Annotated in this window: 14 protein-coding genes; 10 read left to right on the top strand and 4 right to left on the bottom strand. The window is 58.1% G+C overall.

Annotation, left to right across the window (positions count from 1 at the left end; genetic code table 11):
- Window positions 1–35 precede the first annotated feature (35 nt).
- Complete coding sequence (locus HY29_RS06835; RefSeq protein WP_241765157.1) at window positions 36–1334, top strand: MFS transporter; 1299 nt, start codon at window positions 36–38, stop codon at window positions 1332–1334.
- Between the two features lie 122 nt (window positions 1335–1456).
- Window positions 1457–2008: a hypothetical protein gene (locus HY29_RS06830; RefSeq protein ID WP_034794622.1), complete on the top strand. Its 552-nt coding sequence runs from the start codon at window positions 1457–1459 to the stop codon at window positions 2006–2008.
- Here HY29_RS06830 and HY29_RS06825 read toward each other — a convergent pair.
- From HY29_RS06825 to HY29_RS06815, 3 genes are read right to left on the bottom strand one after another with little or no spacing between them, the layout of a single operon-like run.
- On the bottom strand, window positions 2005–3426 hold the full coding sequence (locus HY29_RS06825; protein WP_034794620.1) for an efflux transporter outer membrane subunit: 1422 nt from the start codon (window positions 3424–3426) through the stop codon (window positions 2005–2007). The genes HY29_RS06830 and HY29_RS06825 overlap by 4 nt on opposite strands.
- Window positions 3423–6557 carry an efflux RND transporter permease subunit gene (locus HY29_RS06820; RefSeq protein WP_034794617.1) on the bottom strand — a complete coding sequence of 1045 codons (3135 nt, stop codon included), beginning with the start codon at window positions 6555–6557 and terminating at the stop codon, window positions 3423–3425. Before HY29_RS06820 ends, HY29_RS06825 begins: the two co-directional genes overlap by 4 nt.
- A gap of 18 nt (window positions 6558–6575) precedes the next feature.
- Window positions 6576–7760 carry an efflux RND transporter periplasmic adaptor subunit gene (locus HY29_RS06815; RefSeq protein ID WP_034794614.1) on the bottom strand — a complete coding sequence of 395 codons (1185 nt, stop codon included), beginning with the start codon at window positions 7758–7760 and terminating at the stop codon, window positions 6576–6578.
- Between the two features lie 146 nt (window positions 7761–7906).
- On the opposite strand from HY29_RS06815, the gene HY29_RS06810 reads away from it, so the two are divergent.
- The 3 genes from HY29_RS06810 to HY29_RS06800 all read left to right on the top strand — a co-directional run bounded on the left by HY29_RS06810 (window position 7907) and on the right by HY29_RS06800 (window position 11526).
- Window positions 7907–8503 (top strand): TetR/AcrR family transcriptional regulator, encoded by a 597-nt coding sequence (locus tag HY29_RS06810; protein WP_034794611.1) that lies wholly within the window; start codon window positions 7907–7909, stop codon window positions 8501–8503.
- Between the two features lie 118 nt (window positions 8504–8621).
- A complete protein-coding gene (locus tag HY29_RS06805; protein ID WP_034794608.1) occupies window positions 8622–11018 on the top strand; it encodes a transketolase in 2397 nt (798 codons plus the stop codon).
- A 31-nt stretch (window positions 11019–11049) separates the two neighbouring features.
- Window positions 11050–11526 carry a MarR family winged helix-turn-helix transcriptional regulator gene (locus tag HY29_RS06800; RefSeq protein WP_034794605.1) on the top strand — a complete coding sequence of 159 codons (477 nt, stop codon included), beginning with the start codon at window positions 11050–11052 and terminating at the stop codon, window positions 11524–11526.
- On the opposite strand, the gene proB is transcribed toward HY29_RS06800, so the two are convergent.
- Window positions 11527–12690, bottom strand: coding sequence for a glutamate 5-kinase (proB, locus tag HY29_RS06795; RefSeq protein WP_199285823.1), 1164 nt, complete (start codon window positions 12688–12690; stop codon window positions 11527–11529).
- A gap of 230 nt (window positions 12691–12920) precedes the next feature.
- Between proB and proC the strand changes: the two genes are divergently transcribed.
- The 5 genes from proC to HY29_RS06770 all read left to right on the top strand — a co-directional run.
- Window positions 12921–13700 carry a pyrroline-5-carboxylate reductase gene (gene proC / locus HY29_RS06790; protein WP_034794602.1) on the top strand — a complete coding sequence of 260 codons (780 nt, stop codon included), beginning with the start codon at window positions 12921–12923 and terminating at the stop codon, window positions 13698–13700.
- A 39-nt stretch (window positions 13701–13739) separates the two neighbouring features.
- Window positions 13740–14993 (top strand): glutamate-5-semialdehyde dehydrogenase, encoded by a 1254-nt coding sequence (locus HY29_RS06785; protein WP_155838249.1) that lies wholly within the window; start codon window positions 13740–13742, stop codon window positions 14991–14993.
- Between the two features lie 69 nt (window positions 14994–15062).
- Window positions 15063–16625, top strand: a complete 1563-nt coding sequence (gene putP, locus HY29_RS06780) for a sodium/proline symporter PutP (protein WP_034794596.1) — start codon at window positions 15063–15065, stop codon at window positions 16623–16625.
- Between the two features lie 124 nt (window positions 16626–16749).
- Window positions 16750–18909, top strand: coding sequence for an alpha-glucuronidase family glycosyl hydrolase (locus tag HY29_RS06775; protein ID WP_241765156.1), 2160 nt, complete (start codon window positions 16750–16752; stop codon window positions 18907–18909).
- Between the two features lie 162 nt (window positions 18910–19071).
- Window positions 19072–19429: aldehyde dehydrogenase family protein (locus HY29_RS06770; RefSeq protein ID WP_034794594.1), on the top strand; the 358-nt coding region annotated here is incomplete at its 3' end.

The following is a 19429-nucleotide window of genomic DNA, read 5'->3' as shown; positions in this document are numbered from 1 at the left end:
GCAAATACGCGCATTTACTGGTTATGGGTCTGGCGATGATGGAAACAGATACCCCCCAACTGCCAGAGCCCGTCGTGTCGGGTTACCGCAACATTCTCGCGATTGTCGGCGCGCTGACCGTGCTGCAAGCCGCGATGTCGGCGCTGTCAGTTCTGATCGCACTGAATTTGCGAAATGCGGGCATTTCCAATGCGGCGCTGGGCCTTGTCGCATCGGCCTTTTCCGTAGGCTTCCTGATCGGGACCAATCTGTCCCCGTTCGAGATCAAACGGATCGGGCATATCCGTTCCTTCGCCTTTTTTGCCGCGATCGCGGCGATTGTGGCACTGGCCTATACGCTCAGCATCAGCATTTTGGTCTGGACCGGGTTGCAGGTGTTTCTGGGCATCTGCTGCGCAGGGCTGCTGACCTCCGGCGAGAGCTGGATCGCGGATGCCGCGCCGTCTGACAAGCGCGGCGCAGTGCTGGGCTTCTATTACTTTGTTTCCAAAGTAGGCGCTGTGGCGGGGCCGTTCGTGATTGCGGGTATCAGCAATCTGACGACAGGCTTCATGGTGCTGGCAGCCCTGTTTGCCGCATCGCTGTTGCCGGTGACAGCGACGAACCGGGCGCAACCATCATTCTCTGGCGCGGCACCGTTCGGGCCGAGGCAAATTCTCCGGAAAGCGCCGGGTGCGGTCTATACGGCCTTCACCGTGGGGATCGTGAACAATGCGGTTGCTCAGTTGTATCCGGTCTATGCGTCTCAGGTGATGCCGGAAACCAGCACGGTGTTTGCCGCGCAGTTCAATGCCGCGCTGACCATTGGCACCATGCTGGCGCTGTGGCCGGCGGGCACGATCTCTGACCGTGTGGACAGGCGCCTTGTGCTGTGCGTACTGGCGACCATCGGCGCAGCTGCGTCGGCGGGTATGGTGATGTTTGCCGGATCCGGGTCTGCCGTGATCATTCTCGGCTTTGCGCTGGCCTTCGGGGCGGGCTCGCTTAGCTGCTATGCCATCGCGGTGGCCCATGCGGCTGACCGGGCCAACCCGGAGCAGGTAACGTCCATGATGGCGGGAATGCTGACCATCTGGGCCATTGGTTCAGCGATGGGGCCTGTGCTGGCAGGTCTGGTCATGACGCGGTCGCTCGGTGCGCCAGGCTTGTTCGTGTTCTCCGGTGTGTCTCTGGCCACATTGGCTGTGCTGATGGTGACGCGGGCTGTGCGCTATGAGAATACCCCAGAGGAAGACAAGGAGCCTTTCGGCGTCGTCAGCGCTACCAGCTATGCCCTTGCTGAGGTGGACCCGCGTGGCTCAGAGGACGAGCAGCTGGACCTGTTCAGCGACTAAAGGAACGGGGTTGCCGTCACATAGAGACTGGCTGCGCGAGCCCTCTATACCCCCCAGGGGTGTAGTTCTTTGCGGCCAATGCTTCTAGATTCATGTCTCCATAAGAGACGAGCTGGGGCATCATGGGCATTACCACTATCATCATCTTCATTGCGGCACTGGTCTTTGTGTCCGCTGTCATCGGTTTGCTGAAAGCCTTCGTCAAGACGTCCAGCGACACGCTGAGACAGGAGGCGGAAGAGGAGTTCGAAGCCAATGTGCCGGTGCCGATCCAGTTCATCCACGCCTATGGCAAAACCGCGCTGGGCTTCAGTGAAACGGGAAGCGTTTGGGTCTGGCGCAAGCCATCCCCGGCCTGGCAGGTGGACGGAGCTAATGTAAGCGGCTGGTATGCTGGCGAAGTCGTTTACACGGCATTGGATGCGGGTACGGCGTCAGCCACAAATGTGATGCTGGAACAGTCCGGAAGCGAAGATCGGGTGGCCGTCAGAGAAGCGAGGCCATCCTATGTGCTTATCTACGGGGTCGAAGAGGACCTGATCGTGAAGGTCGGGGTTGTCGAAAAGGCCGACATGGAGGAAGTCCGTACCTGGCTGGAAAAGGTCTATCCGGGGAAAGAGCGGGAAGAGCCCGGCAGTCTGACACTGCAGCCGACAGGCTCTTCCGCCGCTTAGTTGGTTTCGCCAGCGTCTGGCGCTTCCTGTTCCCATGTGCCGAGTGCGCGGTAGAGCGCGAGCGCATTCAGGCTGCGGTCCAGGTTGGCAATGATCAGCTGCTGCTTGGCGCTGTAGTCTTCCCTTTGGGCATCAAGCACCGTCAGGTAGCCATCCAGGCCGGACTTGAAGCGTTCTGATGACAGGGAGAGCGTGACGGTCGTATCGTCTGCCAGCTGTTCAAGCGCGTCCAGACGTTTGTCGATGGTTTCCGAGACAGCCAGAGTGTCAGAGACATCGCGGAAAGCCTGCTGGATGGTGCTTTCATAATTGGCGAGCGCAGCGTCTGCATTGGCGCGGGCCGCATCGAGCCGGCCTTTGCGGCTGCCAAAGTCAAAGATAGGTACGCTGATGCTTGGCGCAAACGTCCAGCCACTGGTCGCATCGCCACTGAAGAGATCATCAAGGTCGCTGCTGGCCACGCCAACATTTCCGGTCAGGGAGATTGACGGGAAGAAGGCTGCACGGGCCGCGCCGATATTGGCATTGGCGGCCAGAAGCTGACGCTCAGCCGAGATCACATCGGGGCGCATCAGCAGCGCAGCAGAAGACTGGCCGACAGGAATGTCCACTCTGACCGGAGCCGGGAAGAGGGAAGCCTGGCTGGCCAGGTTTGCAGGAAGGTCCGTGCCCGTCAGGTAACGCAGGGCATTCAGGTCGCGGCGCACGGCGGCTTCATATTGAGCCGCTTGTGCCTGAGCTTGAGAGACGGATGCAGACGCCCGGCGGACGTCCAGCTCACTTGCGGTGCCAGCTTCGAATAGTTCATCCGTCAGAGAAAGACTTTCAGACTGACTTTCCACAGTCTGGTTCGCCAGACGCAGTAATTCCTGATCGGATGCGAGCTGTAGCCATGTTTCGGCAACCGTCGCCACAAGCGCAATCTTTGTGGCGCGTTCGCCTTCCGCCGTTGCGAGATAGGTTTGCAAGGCGGCCGCGTTCAGGTTGCTGATGCGTCCGAAGAAATCCAGTTCCCATGCCGAGACGCCAACCTGGGCATAATTGCTGTCGACAAAGCGGGTGTTGGGGCCAGACCCATTGTCGAATGTGTCGCCCACCTGGCTTGCCGCACTCGCACTGATATAGGGCCACAACTGCGAGCGAGACGTCACGAGGTTGGCCTGCGCCGCACGGACATTTGCCGCAGCGGCCTGCAGGTCCCGATTGCTCTCCAGGGCCTGTTCTACCAGGTTGCTCAGGGCCGGGGAGGTGATCACACCTTCCCAGTAGAGCGGGGCTTCATAGCCTTGGTCTACTGTGGCCGAGTCGAACTCAGCCGGCACAGGCATGTCAACGCGCTCATATTCCGGGGCCATGTTCATGCAGCCCGTCAGGGTGACCAGGCTGGCCGCCGCTAGAAGGTTCAGTTTGTGACTCATGCTGGATCTCCGGCTGTGTCGCCATTTTTGGGAGTACGGGATGTCAGCTTACGCACCAGAACATAGAAGAGCGGGGCGAAAAGCAGGCTGAAGGTCATCGCTGCGATGACGCCGCCGAGAACGATAATGCCGATGGCATTCCGGCCTGCCGCGCCTGCGCCACTGCTGAGTGCAAGAGGCAAGACACCAAAGGCAAAGGCGAAGGATGTCATCAGAACCGGTCTGATACGCATACGAACGGCTTCGATCGTTGCTTCCACCAGTTCCTTACCTTCATTCTCAAGGTTGCGGGCAAACTCGACGATCAGGATGGCGTTCTTGGAGGCGAGGCCCACCGTGGTGAGAAGGCCCACCTGGAAGAAGACGTCATTAGCCAGTCCGCCAAGCGTTGCGCCTGCCACGGCACCTGCCACCCCCAGAGGGGCAACCAGCAGCACCGAAACCGGAATGGTCCAGCTTTCATACAGGGCAGCGAGGCAGAGGAACACGAACAGGATGGAGATGATGTACAGCGTCGTCGCCTGGTTGCCTGACTCGCGTTCCTGACGGCTGAGGCCGCTCCACTCATAAGAGATGCCGGGCGGCAGCTGACCGATCAGTTCTTCCATGGCATCCATGGCGCCGCCGGAGCTTTGGCCCGGTGCGGCGGATCCCTGAATGTTCAAGGCGGAAATGCCGTTGAAGCGTTGCAGCTGAGGTGAGCCGATGACCCAGTCACTGGTAACCATCTCGTCAAGCGGCGCCATCTCACCGGAAGTGGTTCTTACATACCAGTTGGAGATGTCTTCCGGCTGCATACGGTCTTTTGCGTCGCCCTGAATATAGACGCGCTTGATCCGACCACGGTCAATAAAGTCATTGACGTAGAGGCCGCCGAACATTGTGGACAGCAGGCTGGTTGCATCAGAGACAGACGCGCCCAGGGCCTGAGCCTTCTGGTAATCAAGGCTCAGATTGAACTGAGGGCCGTCTTCCACGCCATTCGGGCGCACACCCACCAGGCGCGGATCCTGTGAGGCCATGCCGAGCAGCTGGTTACGGGCACCAACAAACTCATCATGAGACAGGCTGCCGGTGTTCTGAATGAAAAGGTCAAAGCCGCTGGCATTACCCAGTTCGCGAATGGCGGGCGGGGAAATTGCAAAAACCTGGGCCTTGTCAATCTTGGAGAGTTCGCCCATGGCGCGGCCGACAATGGCTTGTACAGAGTTTTCCTTGCCGGGGCGTTCGGACCAGTCTTTCAGAGATGCGAAGGCGATGCCGTTATTCTGGCCCTGACCTGCGAAGCTGAAGCCAGCGAGCGAGAAGATGCCTTGGACGTTGTCACCTTCTTCCGTCTGATAATAGTCGACGACTTCATCCATGACGGACATGGTGCGCTCAAGGCTGGCGTTTGCCGGCAATTGAGCAAGGGTGAAGTAGTTGCCCTGATCCTCATCGGGAAGGAAGGAACTGGGGATACGCGCAAACGCCAGGCCCGTCAGGGCGACAATGATAGCGAAGACGCCAAGCATTATGAGGCGCCGTCTGAGGATGCGGTTCACGACCGCTTCATAGCCAATGGTCAGCTTGTCAAAGCCGGAATTGAACATTTCCGCCGGCTTGCCCAGCCAAGAGCTTTTCGTATCGCTCTTGGGCTTCAGGATGCTTGCGCAGAGCGCTGGGGACAGGACGACTGCGATAAACACTGACAGCGCCATGGCGGAGACGATGGTTACCGAGAATTGGCGATAGATGATGCCAGCCGAGCCCGGGAAGAAGGCCATGGGGACAAACACAGCAGACAGAACCACGGCGATACCGACAAGGGCACCAATGATCTGTTCCATCGAGCGGATCGTCGCCTCGCGGGGTGGTAGATTCTCGTCATGCATCACACGCTCAACGTTCTCCACAACAACGATCGCGTCATCCACCAGCAGGCCGATGGCGAGCACCATGGCGAACATGGTCAGCGTATTGATCGACATCCCCATGATCAGCAGCACGGCAAATGTACCGAGCAGCACGACCGGAACAGCAATCAACGGAATGAAGGATGCGCGGAAGCTTTGCAGGAAGACCAGGATCACGAGGAAGACCAGAATGATGGCTTCAAACAGGGTCTTCTGTACTTCGTGAATGGACGTCTCGATAAAGGGGGTGGAGTCTACCGGGAAGGCATACTCGATGTCTTCCGGGAAGTCCTTCGACATCTCTTCGACAGTGTGTTTCACCAATTCGGCTGTGTCCAGGGCGTTAGCCCCGGTCGCAAGGGAGACAGCAAAACCAGTAGCCGGCATGCCGTTATATTTCGAGATGAACTCGTAATTCTCAGCGCCCATCTCAACCTTTGCAACATCTTCAAGACGGACAGAGCCGCCTTCGGGTGTCGTGCGGATCAACAGGTTACGGAATTCTTCCGGCGTTGAGAGAAGGGATTGCAGCGTGATCGTGACGTTGATTTCCTGACCTTCCACAGAGGGCGCACCACCGAGGGAGCCTGAGGAAATCTGTGCGTTCTGTGCCTTGATCGCATTCACGATGTCAGAAGGCATCAATTTGTACTCGACCAGCTTTTCAGGCTCCAGCCAGACCCGCATGGCATAACGTGAGCCGAATGCCTCAACCCGGCCGACACCATTTAGGCGGCTGACGGTATCGTAAATATTGGAGCGGACATAATCCCCCAGATCGGTCTGGTCATATGTTCCGTTCGGAGAATAGAGCGCGGTGATCAGCAGAAAGCCATTGCTGGCCTTGCTGACGGTCACGCCTTGCCGCTGCACCTGTTCAGGAAGGAAAGGCGTCGCGAGGGACAGTTTGTTCTGAACCTGTACCTGTGCAATGTCCGGGTCTGTACCTGGCTTGAAAGAGAGGTTGATTGTGGCAGAGCCGTTCGAGCTGCTGGTCGACGTGATGTAATCGAGTCCATCAAGACCGGTCAGCTGTTGCTCGATAACCTGCGTGACGGAGTTTTCAACTGCCTTGGCAGATGCCCCCGGGTAGTTGCCCATGATGCTGATCGTCGTCGGGGCAACATCCGGATACTGCGAAACCGGAAGCGTTCGCAGGGCCAGGCCGCCTGCAAGCATAATGAGGATTGCAATCACCCAGGCAAATACCGGGCGATCAATGAAGAACTTTGCCATTTGAAACTTCCGTAGGTCTTATTTCGAGCCGCCGCGGGCATCCTGGGATGCGGACAGCTTGCTGGCTTCGGAGATAGGCGTGACTTTCATGCCGGGACGGATGGACTGCAGATTGGATACAGCGATCTTCTCACCTGGCTTCAGGCCGGATGTGACGATCCAGGAATTGTCCATCTGTTCGGCAATCTCGATCACGCGCTGTTCCAGCGTGCCATCGTCTTTCACGATCATCACGGTTGCCTGACCGGTGGCGGATCTTGAGACAACAGACTGCGGCAGAAGGAATACGCCCTCATAGTTGCCAGCGGAGAAGTTGGCTCTCACGAACATGCCCGGCAGAATGATGCCGTCAGGGTTGGGTACCACGACGCGAACGGCGACGGTGCCAGCGCTCTCATCAACGTTCACTTCGCTGAACTCGAGGTCGCCCACGAGGCCGTTTGTGTCATTGTCACTCAGCAGGATATTGACCGGAATGGTGCGTTTCTCAGTGGTCGCAATCTCTCCGGATGCCATCTGCTGGCGCCAGTTCAGGATGCGGGAGCTTGAAACTGTCAGGTCGACATAGACCGGATCGAGTTGCAGCACACGCGCCAGAGGCTCGGCCTGGTTCTGTGTGACCAGCGCGCCCTGCGTGACAGAAGAGCGGCCGATTGTGCCGGTGATTGGTGAGGTGATCTTGGTGCGAGCCAGATCAATCCGCGTGCGATCAAGGGCGGCTTTTTGCATGGAAATGTCAGCTTCAGCCTGACGTGCGGATGCGACCGCCTGGTCATATTCCTGCTGGCTGACTGCGTTGATCTCTGCAAGGCGCTTGTAGCGATTGGCGGTTTCCCGCGCCACATCTGCGGTTGCCTGGGCACGTTCCAGCGAGGCTTCTGCGCTGCGTGCCGCAGCGGCGTATTCGGCCGCATCGATCTGGTAGAGCGCTTGTCCTTTCTGAACAACGTCGCCTTCCTTGAAAAGGCGTTCCTTGATGAGGCCGGTCACCTGAGGACGAATTTCGGCTTCAGTATAGGCGCGTGCGCGGCCCGACAGCTCGATCGTGTTGGGCACGCTCGTCAGCTCAGCTGTCATCGTCTCAACGCGAGGGGCAGCCTGTTGCTGACTCATGTCGGTTGCTGGGGCGTCATTTCCACACGCCGCAAGCAGCAGTGAGGTGGCCACAACCAGCGCCGAAAGGGTTTGTGTTGGTATGCGCATGAAAGTTCCTTGACGGCTGACCAGCCCGCAGGCTATGCAAATTATAGAATGAGCGCTCTATCTAATGGTGCGTCGCAGCAAGTCAAGGATCAGGTGCACGAAATTATGGGTGGGAAACGTTAATGGGTCAGATTTTGGGAACAAGGATGAGCGCAAAACGCGAAACGCGCATCGCATCCATACTCGATTGCGCTGAAAAGAACTTTGTTGAGAAGGGGTTCCATGGGGCCGGAATCTCCGGAATTGCACGCGATTGTGGCATCAGCGTTGGCCATCTGTATCACTATTTTCCTTCAAAGGAGTCACTGGTCGAGGCCGTAACTAAACGCGAACTTACCCGCCAGCTTGAGCGCATGCGGGAGTTTGAGAATGATACGCCGCAGATGGTTCAGGAAGGGATCGTAAGCACGATTTCTGACATCATCATGCGTAAGGAAGACCCTTTCCGAACCGTTCTGAACTTCGAAATTCTCGCCGAAGCGCAGCGAAATCCCTCTGTTGCTGACATTCTACAGAACCATGACGCCGTGATGCGTCAGGAATTTAGCGCCATTCTGGCACGAGCCGGACTCGATTCCATCCAGCTGCGCACCGAGCTTCTCTTCACTATGTTCTCCGGGCTTCCTGCGCGGGCCTTGCGACATCCTGAGCAGGAGCGGGCCACATTCCTGGAGACCATGAAGCCTGTCCTGGAAAGCATTCTGGGAGATTGTTGGGATGATAACCCCAAGAAACCGAAATAAAATACCCTGTATTTTCCCTCCGGCGACATTTTTACCCCGAATAAGCCTGACAAAGCGGTAAGTCTGCGCTACCCGGTTTTCATGGTAGTTTCACCATGAAACCTGCTACCGGGAAGCCATGACACAAGATACGACACAGCATCTCAAATCGATTGAGCAGCGCCTGCTTTGGCTGTCTGCCTGGATTGTTCATAACGCCAACCATTTGCGTGCCAAATCCGATGGCGACGTCAAAGTTGGCGGCCACCAGGCCTCCTGCGCCTCGATGGTCTCGATCATGACGGCGCTGTATTTCCATGAGCTGAAACCGGAAGACCGTGTCGCTGTGAAGCCGCACGCCTCGCCTGTCTTTCACGCGATGCAGTACATGATGGGCAATCAGACGCGCGAGAAGCTGGAGAATTTTCGCGGCCTCGGCGGCGCGCAATCCTATCCCAGCCGCACCAAGGATGTGGATGATGTAGATTTCTCCACCGGCTCTGTCGGCCTTGGCGTGGCGATCACGGCTTTTGCCTCCCTGATGCAAGACTATCTGGAGGCCAAGACATGGGCGGGCGACACGCCGCTCGGCCGGATGATCGCGCTGGTTGGTGATGCAGAGCTGGATGAGGGCAATGTCTATGAGTGCCTTCAGGAAGGCTGGAAGCATGGCCTGCGCAATACATGGTGGATCATCGACTATAACCGCCAAAGCCTGGACGGGGTTGTCCGCGAAGGGCTGTGGGAAAAGATCGACGCGATCTTCAAGGCATTTGGCTGGCGTACCGTCGTGTTGCGCCATGGCGTGCTGCAACGCGCGGCCTTTGAGGAGCCGGGCGGCGAGGCGCTGAAGCAGTGGATCCAGTCCTGTCCGAATGCAGATTATTCCGCGCTGACCTATCAGGGCGGCAAGGCATGGCGCAAACGCCTGATGGATGACATTGGCGATCAGGGCGATGTCACAGAGCTGTTGGAGACACGCTCCGATGATGAGCTGGCAGCGCTGATGAACAATCTGGGCGGTCAGTGCGTCGAGACGCTGATGGAGGCGTTCGACAGCATTCATGATGACCAGCCGACTGTGTTCCTGGCCTATACGATCAAGGGCTGGGGCACACCGCTTGCGGGGCACAAGGACAATCATGCCGGCCTGATGAACCCGGCGCAGATGGCCGACTTCCAGAAACGGATGGGCATTCCCGAAGGCCAGGAGTGGGAGCCGTTTGCCGCAGTGGATGATGCTGGAAGCCTTCAGGCTTTCATGGAAAAGGCGGAGTTCTTCTCAAAAGGCGCACGCCGCTATGAGGCGCCCATCGTCAAAAGCCCGGGGCCTGTCTTTCTGGATGACCGCGAACTTTCCACACAGGCGGGGTTTGGCAAGATCCTCGATGCGCTGGCGAAGACCGACAGCGAGCTGGCCGACCGTATCCTGACCACATCCCCCGATGTAACGGCCTCGACCAATCTCGGCCCTTGGGTAAACCGGCGCAGCCTATTTGCGCGGGATACGCGCGAGGACCGGTTTCGGGAAGAACGCATCCCCTCGACGCAGAAATGGCAGTTCTCTCCGGAAGGCCAGCATATTGAGCTGGGCATTGCAGAGATGAATCTGTTCCTGATGCTGGGCGCGGCGGGCCTTTCGCACAGCCTGTTCGGTGAACGGATCATTCCAATCGGAACCGTGTATGACCCCTTCGTGGCGCGCGGTCTGGATGCGATGAATTATGCCTGCTATCAGGATGCGCGCTTCATGATCGTGGGCACGCCGTCCGGCGTCACGCTGGCCCCGGAAGGCGGCGCGCACCAATCCATCGGAGCGCAGCTGATCGGCATGAGCCAGGACGGGCTTGTCTCATTCGAGCCGGCTTTTCTGGACGAATTGTCCATCATCATGGACTGGTCATTCGACTATCTGCAGCGCAGCGGCGAGGGCGATCCGGACGAGCGCACCTGGCTGCGCGACGAGACTGGCGGCTCGGTCTATCTGCGTCTGACGACGCGTCCTCTTGAGCAGCCGGGCGTGAAGGCGCGCGATGATGAAGAGTTCCGCCGCGGCGTGGTCGATGGCGGATACTGGCTGAGAGAGCCGGGCCCGAATTGCGAGATCATCATTGCTTATCAGGGCTGTGTTGCGCCCGAGGCGGTCGAGGCGGCAGGCCGGATCGGCAATGATCGCCGCGATATCGGCGTTCTCGCGATCACGTCTGCGGACAGGCTGAATTCGGGCTGGACGGCTGCGCGCCGCGCCCGCGCCCGAGGGCACACCTCCGCCATGAGCCAGATCGAACGCCTGATGGCAGACGTTCCGCGCGAAGCGACCCTGATCACGGTCACGGATGGGCATCCAGCCACCCTCGCCTGGATCGGGTCTGTCACGGGGCATCGCACGGTGCCGTTGGGCGTGGAACATTTTGGCCAGACCGGCACAATCTCTGATCTCTACCGCCACTTCATGATTGATGCAGACGCCATCGTAAACGCGGCGAACCATCTGTCAGTGGGCCGCCGTATTCGGCTCAGCGCTCAAAATATTTGACGCTTTCGGTTTTGTCTTTCTATTAGCCTGTATGTCTGACCATCAAGATCTGCTTATTGCCCTGCGCCAGATAACGCGGGCCATTGACCTTAACTCCAAACGCCTTGCCAAAACATCCGGGCTGACGGCGCCGCAATTGCTGGTGCTGCAGACCCTGGCGCGCTCCGGTTGGGACAAGCCGTCCGAGATTGCGCGGCAAATTCATCTGTCGCAGGCAACTGTCACGTCGATTGTCGACCGGCTGGAAGCGGCTGGGCTGGTGGAGCGCAAGCGCAATCAGGATGACCGGCGTGTGATCGATGTGGTGATTACCGAGCGTGGCCGGAAGAATCTTGCGGACGCACCAGAGCCGCTCCAGGAAGGTTTCCTGAAGCGGTTCGATGCGTTGGAGATGTGGGAAAAGACTCTCCTCGTTTCATCTGTGCAGAGACTTGCTGCCATGATGAACGCGGAGAGCCTGGATGCGGCGCCGATCCTTGAGGTGGGAGATCTCTCCCAGCCTGATTGATCAGGTGTCGGAAACTTCCACGAATGTCTCTTCTTTGGGGCTGTCCCAGAGAAGGTGGCGATCTTCCAGAATGATCAGGTTTTCCCGGCTGATGACTGTGCCGCCCGTCTGGTAACCCAGAAGGTCCTTGGGCGGCATTTCCGGGTGCCGTGCCAGAACCATTGTTTCCTCGGAAGAGAAATTGGTCATGCCGCGGGCGATCTCTTCACCATGCTCATCATAGACGTGGATCACGTCGCCCTTAACATATGGGCCCTGAATGGACTTGATGTCTTCGTGGCGAATGTGGTCGATCTCTTTTGAGAGCTTCTTAGCGACATCGTCACGGATCACGAGGCTGCCGGCAACTTGCAGGCGGTCTGTCAGCCAGGCTGCCCAGGCAGAGGCCGGTTTCGTATGCGCGATGCACTTGGTGTGCTTGCGCTGGCCGTAGAGGACAGATGATACCGGCTCTTCATGTTCGCCATTGGCGATCAGCGTGGTGCAGCCAGCATTCTGGGCCATGTTTGCGGCCTGCATCTTGGTGAGCATACCGCCGCTACCGAGACTGCTCGTGCCATCCGTCACGGCTATGTACTCGCTGACATCTGAGACTTCCTCAACCAGTTGCGCACCTTCCTCTTCGGGATTGCGATCATACAGACCGTCAATGCAGGTGAGGATCACGAGATGATCCGCCTGGATCATCTGGGCAACTTTTGCGGCGAGGCGGTCATTGTCGCCAACGCGGATTTCCTCGGTCGTGATGGAGTCGTTCTCATTCACGATGGGCAGGATGTCGCCCTGGAGCAGTCGGTGGACCGTGTTCTTTGTGTTCAGGAAGCGCTTGCGCTCTTCCATGTCCTGCAGGGTCACCAGAACCTGGGCGATATCGAAGCCAAACTCATGAGCGACTTGCTTGTAGGCGTTCAGGAGAAGCGGCATGCCGCAGGCTGCAGCGGCCTGCTTATCCCGAAGTCCGGCGGTTTCAGGTTTTTCACCCAGCATGTTCAGGCCGAGGGCCACGGCGCCAGATGAGCAAAGAACGACTTCATATCCATCATTACGAAGTTTCGTGATGTCTTCGAGAAGTCGTTGTATGAATGCCCAGCGAGGCGTGAGAAGGTCAGGATTGGCGAGAAGGCTGGATCCGATTTTCACGACTATGCGTTTTTTAGCAGGCAAAATATGCTCCCGTAGTAGCTTAGGGGCGGACATAGGTAGATTTCCCACGGGATGCAAATGGTTAGCTTACAAAATACCCGCGGGTGTTGCTCATATACACGAATACCCCGAATTAACGGGACATATGGTAGCTTTTTGCTAACCGCCCAGGTCTCTGCCTGCAGTATATAATTTGAATTCTAAACAAATATTATTATGTGCCGACTCAGGAAAACAAAGAAAGGCTGAGCATGAAGATACTTCTTCTGGGTTGTGGAAAAATGGGCGGTGCCCTTCTGACGCAATGGGTAAAGGCGGTAGAGGCCGACTTCACCATTTTGGATCCGTTTCTGGATCAGCAGCCTGAGGGGGCGCGCCTCCTGAAGAAAGTAGAGGATCTCGGAGATGAGCAGTTTGATCTGCTGATCGTGGCGATCAAGCCGCAAATGATCGATGAAATCCTGCCAGCCTACAAGAATGTCTTGGCTTCAGATGGGGCGATTGCCTCTATCGCTGCAGGATGTTCGGTACAGCGCCTGAAGAAAGCGCTGCCAGGTTTTCCTGTTGTCCGCATCATGCCGAACCTGCCTTCTGCCATCGGAGCCGGGGTGGCAGGTCTTTATGCCAGTGAAGACGCTGGCAAGACGCATAAGGATGGCGTTCAAGAGCTTATGGAAGCTGCTGGCACCGCCGTTTGGGTTGGCGAAGAGGACATGCTGGACCGCGTAACGGCTGTCGCAGGCAGTGGCCCGGGCTATGTGTTTGAAATCGCGCGCGCCTATATCGAAGCTGCGCAGGAGCTTGGCTTCTCGGCCGAGCAAGCACGCGATCTCGTCATGGGCACATTGAATGGCTCTATCCAGATGGTTCTGGAAACCGGTGACGATCCGGAAAACCTGCGCAACTCTGTCACCAGCAAGAACGGCACGACCGAAGCGGGCCTGAACGCGCTGAATGGTGACGGCTCTCTGACCAAGCTCCTGAAATCAACGACGGAGGCTGCTTACAAGCGCGCTGTGGAGCTGCGCTGAGCGCCCCTACAATCAAGTAAAGGAAGAAACGTGACCACATTGGACTCCCGTTTAACCGCCTATATCGCCGGGCTTGGCTCGGATGCACAATCTGCTGCCAAGGCCCTGATGACGGCCACAACAGATCAAAAGAATGAAGCATTGCGCGCTGCGGCGGCGGCCTTGAGACAGGCCAAGTCAGAACTGCTGCAGGCCAATGCCGAAGATGTTGCCAGCGTCGGGGATTCCCGGCCGGACTCCTTCATTGACCGTCTCAAGCTGACCGATGAGCGTATTGAGGGCATTGCCTCTGCGATTGAACAGATTGCAGATCTGCCTGACCCTGTGGGCCGACTGCTTCATACGACAGACAGGCCCAACGGCCTGAAGATTGAACGCGTGGCTGTGCCGATTGGTGTGATCGGTATGATTTACGAGTCCCGTCCGAATGTTGGCGCGGATGCCAGCGCGCTATGTCTCAAATCCGGGAACGCAGTGATCCTGCGTGGTGGATCGGAAAGCGGCAATTCCACCCGCGTCATCGTCGAATGCATGCAGAAAGGCCTGCAAGCTGCTGGCCTTCCCGAGAAAGCAGTGCAGACTGTAGAGACGACAGACCGCGGCGCCGTGAAAGCGCTGCTCCATGCTGTTGATTATGTCGACCTGGTTATTCCGCGCGGCGGACGCGGCCTGGTCGAGCTGGTACGGGACGAGGCCAAGGTGCCGACCCTGCTTCACCTGGACGGCAATTGCCATTCCTACATTCACGCCGATGCCGACATCGACAAGGCGCTTGAGGTGGTGCGGAACGCGAAGCTGCGCCGTACTGGTGTTTGCGGCGCAACCGAGAGTATCGTGGTTGATCGCGCCATTGCCGAGGAGGTGTTGCCAAGACTGGTCGACGCCATGCATGGATGCGAACTGCGCGGGGATGCAGATGCGCGCGCGATTGAACCGCGCCTCGCTGAGGCCTCTGATGACGATTGGTCAACCGAGTATCTCGACGCCATCGCATCCGTGAAGCTGGTTGACGGGCTGGACGAGGCGATCGCTTTTGTCAGCAAGAACTCTTCTGGCCACACCGATGCGATCCTGACCGAAGACGTGGATGCCGCACGCCGATTCATGACCAGCATCGATAGCGCTGTGGTCATGCACAACGCCTCCACACAATTTTCGGATGGCGGAGAGTTCGGAATGGGGGCAGAAATTGGTATCGCCACGGGCAAAATGCACGCCCGAGGCCCAGTTGGCTTGGAGCAGTTGACGAGTTTTAAATATCTAGTGCACGGGGCGGGGCAAACGCGACCGTAGAGAAATTTGGTACAGGCGCCGTGTAACAGCGGCGCCGTTCATAAAATTTACGAGGATAGCGAGAACACTATGACGATCAGCCTTCCGGAAATGGTTTCCCTTGGCGCGTATTTTGTCCTGATGATGCTCATCGGGCTCTATGCGTACAAAGAGTCTACGAGCGATGTGTCTGAATACATGCTGGGTGGGCGTAACCTGCACCCGGCTGTGGGGGCATTGTCTGCAGGTGCCTCTGACATGAGTGGCTGGATGCTGATGGGGCTTCCAGGGGCCGTTTATGTCAGCGGCTTCTCAGCAGCATGGATCGCTGTCGGCCTGACCATCGGCGCTTATCTGAACTACCGGTTCGTGGCGCCGCGCCTCAGGGTCTATACCGAAATGGCCGATGACTCGATCACCATTCCGGATTTCTTCGAGAAACGCTTCCATGATGCGTCGCACGCACTCCGCACCATCTCCGCGCTGGTCATCATCATTTTCTTCACAGTCTATACCTCCTCCGGCATTGTGGCGGGCGGCAAGCTGTTTGAATCGGCCTTCGGGCTCAACTATCAGCTCGGCCTGTTCGTGACGGCTGGCGTTGTACTTGCTTATACCGTGGTCGGCGGCTTCCTCGCGGTCAGCCTGACGGACTTCGTTCAGGGCTGCATCATGTTCCTGGCGCTTATTGTCGTGCCGGTCATTGCGTTCGTCGTGGTTGGTGGCTGGAGCGGCATGCAGGAGGCGATCCTGCAATCGCCGCCCTATGTAGACCCTGTTACCGAGATAGCGGGGCCAACCCGAGACCACTTCTTCAATATGTGGCCGGAAGGCATGACCTTCCTGGGGCTCATCTCCCTGCTAGCCTGGGGGCTTGGCTATTTTGGCCAGCCTCACATCATCGTGCGTTTCATGGCGATCCGCTCGCTGAAGGACATCAAGACAGCCCGTATCATCGGGATGAGCTGGATGCTGGTGACCGTGATCGGTGCCGTGTTTGTCGGCGCGGTGGGCGTGGCCTATGTCAATCAGCATGATCTCGGCGCAGACCTGACGGATTCCGAGGCAATCTTCATTCTGCTGTCGCAGGTCGTCTTCCATCCGCTGGTTTCCGGCTTCCTTCTGGCGGCGATCCTGGCGGCAATCATGAGTACGATTTCGTCTCAGCTGCTGGTCTCTTCCAGCTCCATCACCGAAGACGTGTACAAGACCTTCTTCCGCCGCGAAGCCTCGCAGACGGAACTCGTGACGATTGGCCGGATTGCGACCGTTGTGGTCAGCCTTGTGGCGATTGCACTCGCCTTCAACCCGAACAGCAACATTCTGGATCTGGTCTCCAATGCGTGGGCCGGCTTCGGTTCTGCCTTTGGCCCGATCATTCTGCTCAGCCTGTTCTGGCGTCACCTGACGCGGGATGGCGCGTTGGCCGGCATGATCGTTGGTGCGGTAACGGTTCTGATCTGGCTCTACGTGCCGATCATTCCGGGTGAAGAGGGCGCGCAGCCCCTCGAATCCATTGTTTACGCAATGATCCCGGGCTTCTTCCTGTCTGGTCTGGCAGCCTATCTGGTCAGCAAGTTTGGCCGCGATGTGAAGCCGAAAGTGGCAGGCCGGTTTGACGAGATGTCGACCCATATGGCCGAAAACCAATAGATCGGATCTCCGTTTTCGATCGGAGGCCGTGACAGGCGATAGCTAAGGCGTTACATAATGATAACGCAAACATTTAGGGTGGAGGACACAGAATCCTCCCCCTTTTAGCTATCAGGTCATCGGGTTGAAAAATTTTATAAAGCGCGTCGCAGCAGCATTCTGCCTGCTCGTCTCCGGTCTTTTCCAGCACGCTGTCGCAGAAGACGGATATGAGCTCTGGCTCCGGTATGAGAGACTGGATCAGGTTCCCAAGGCGGCGCCGCACAGCGTCGTTGCTGCCTGTTCTGATGTCTCGCCCACTCTGGATGCGGCGCTTTCCGAAATCTCCCGTGCCAGCGCGTCCATGCTTGGTCAGCCGCTGAAGCAGAGTGGCAAGATCAGCCGCAACGCGCTGGTCCTGGCCAGTGGTGCATGTGGCACAAGCCTTCCCGATGGCGCACTGCCCACAGTAGATCAGGTGGGGCCGGAAGGTTATGTGCTTCAGTCCACGCGCATCAATGGAAAGCCGGTGACGCTGATTGCGGCGCAGTCTGATGCTGGCGTCCTGTATGGCGTGTTCGATTATCTGCGCCGGATGTCGTCTGGGGATGCAGTCGCGGATCTAGACGTCACTTCCCGGCCGAAGACAAAGCTGCGCTTGCTCAATCACTGGGACAATCTCGACCGCCATGTCGAGCGCGGCTATTCAGGTCAGTCGATCTGGGACTGGCATCGCCTGCCGGGCTATGTCGATCCGCGCTATACGGACTATGCCCGCGCCAATGCGTCTATCGGTATCAATGGCACCTCGCTGACCAATGTGAACTCTGATGCCACCGTGCTGACACCTCCATATCTTGAGAAGGTCGCCGCGATTGCCAATGTGCTGAGGCCCTACGGTATCAAGGTGTATCTGACGGCGCGCTTTTCTGCGCCGATGGAACTGGGTGGGCTCCCCACAGCCGACCCGCTGGATCCGGCAGTTCAGGCCTGGTGGCAGGCCAAGACAGATGAGATCTATGACTATGTGCCGGACTTTGGCGGCTTTCTCGTCAAGGCTAATTCCGAAGGCCAGCCTGGCCCTCAGGACTATGGCCGCAGCCATGCTGAAGGCGCCAACATGCTTGCCAGGGCCGTTGCTCCGCATGGGGGTGTCGTCATGTGGCGCGCCTTTGTCTATTCTGCGGAGGAGCCGGAAGACCGGGTGAAGCAGGCCTATACGGAATTCGTACCACTGGATGGTCAGTTTGCTGACAATGTGCTGGTGCAGGTGAAGAATGGCCCGCTGGATTTTCAGCCACGCGAGCCTTTCCATCCGCTGTTCGGCGCCATGCCGGAAACGCCGCTGATGATCGAGTTGCAAATTACCAAGGAATATCTCGGCTTTTCCACGCATCTCGCCTATCTCGGTACGCTGTGGGAGGAGGTCCTCTCTGCGGATACCCATGCCGAAGGTGAGGGCACGACGGTCGCCTCTGTGGTTGATGGCGAGGCGCATGACTATGCCTATACCGGCATGGCCGGCGTTTCGAATATCGGGACGGATCGCAACTGGGCAGGCTCCATCTTTGACCAGGCCAACTGGTATGCCTTTGGCCGCCTTGCCTGGAACCCGGACGCGTCTGCAGAAGACATTGCGCGCGAATGGGTAAAGCAGACGTTCAGCCGCAAGCCGGAGATTGTGAATGAGATCACCGCCATAATGATGAAGTCCCGCGAGGCGGTGGTCGACTATATGACCCCGCTGGGGCTGACCCATTTGATGGGGACCGGCCACCATTATGGGCCCGCCCCGTGGGTGGATGATCTCGGGCGCGCCGACTGGACACCCTATTATTATCACAAGGCGACGAGGGACGGCATCGGCTTTGATCGCACGGAAAACGGCTCTGACGCCGTGGACCAATATGCCGGTCCGATTGCGCAGGAATGGGCGAGCCTGGACACGGTGCCAGACAATTTGTTGCTCTGGTTCCACCATGTGCCGTGGGATTATGAGATGCGGGATGGAAGCACACTCTGGCAGTCCCTTGTGGCGCATTACTCAAGAGGCATCGCGACCGTGGAAGAAATGCAGGCTGAATGGGCGAGCCTCAAAGGGCAGATCGACCCCGAGCGCTTCAACCAGGTGACGGACTATCTGAAGATCCAGCATGAAGAGGCGCAATGGTGGCGGGATGCCTCCATCGCCTACTGGCAGAGCATCAACGATTTGCCCCTGCCGGAGGGCGAGGCCCCGCCGCCACATGACCTGGAGTATTACAAGAGCCTCTCTTTCCCGAATGCGCCGGGGCAGGGCGAATAGAGCCAGCCTGTCAGCCCATTTCGGTGACATCCGGCAAGAGGCGAAGGCCATCCCGGGAGATTGTATTTTACCAGCAAATTCGCAGTCATTGTCTGCGATATTGTCCATTTACCTGAATTTACGCGCGCTGTAGGCTTTCGTTAAAATCACAGGGAGCGATCTATGCGCGAAGTGCATCACTTCATTGGCGGACAGTCTTTTTCAGGGACATCCGGCCGGTTCGGCGACATCTATAATCCGAACACCGGAGAGGTGCAGGCGCGTGTTTCCCTGGCGACCGATGCGGAACTCGGCGATGCGGTGGCGAATGCCGCGGCGGCTTTCCCGGCCTGGTCGATGACGAACCCTCAGCGCCGGGCGCGCGTGATGTTCGAGTTCAAGCGCCTGCTGGAAGCCAATATCGACGAGCTGGCCGAGCTGCTCTCCTCCGAGCATGGAAAAGTGGTCGCGGATTCGCGCGGCGACGTGCAGCGCGGCATCGACGTGGTCGAGTTTGCCTGTGGCATCCCGCACCTGCAGA

The organism is Hyphomonas beringensis, from assembly GCF_000682755.1.
GTDB classification, from domain to species: domain Bacteria; phylum Pseudomonadota; class Alphaproteobacteria; order Caulobacterales; family Hyphomonadaceae; genus Hyphomonas; species Hyphomonas beringensis.
The sequence above is the reverse complement of the archived record's forward strand: the minus strand, read 5'-3'. Positions and strand labels throughout refer to the sequence as shown.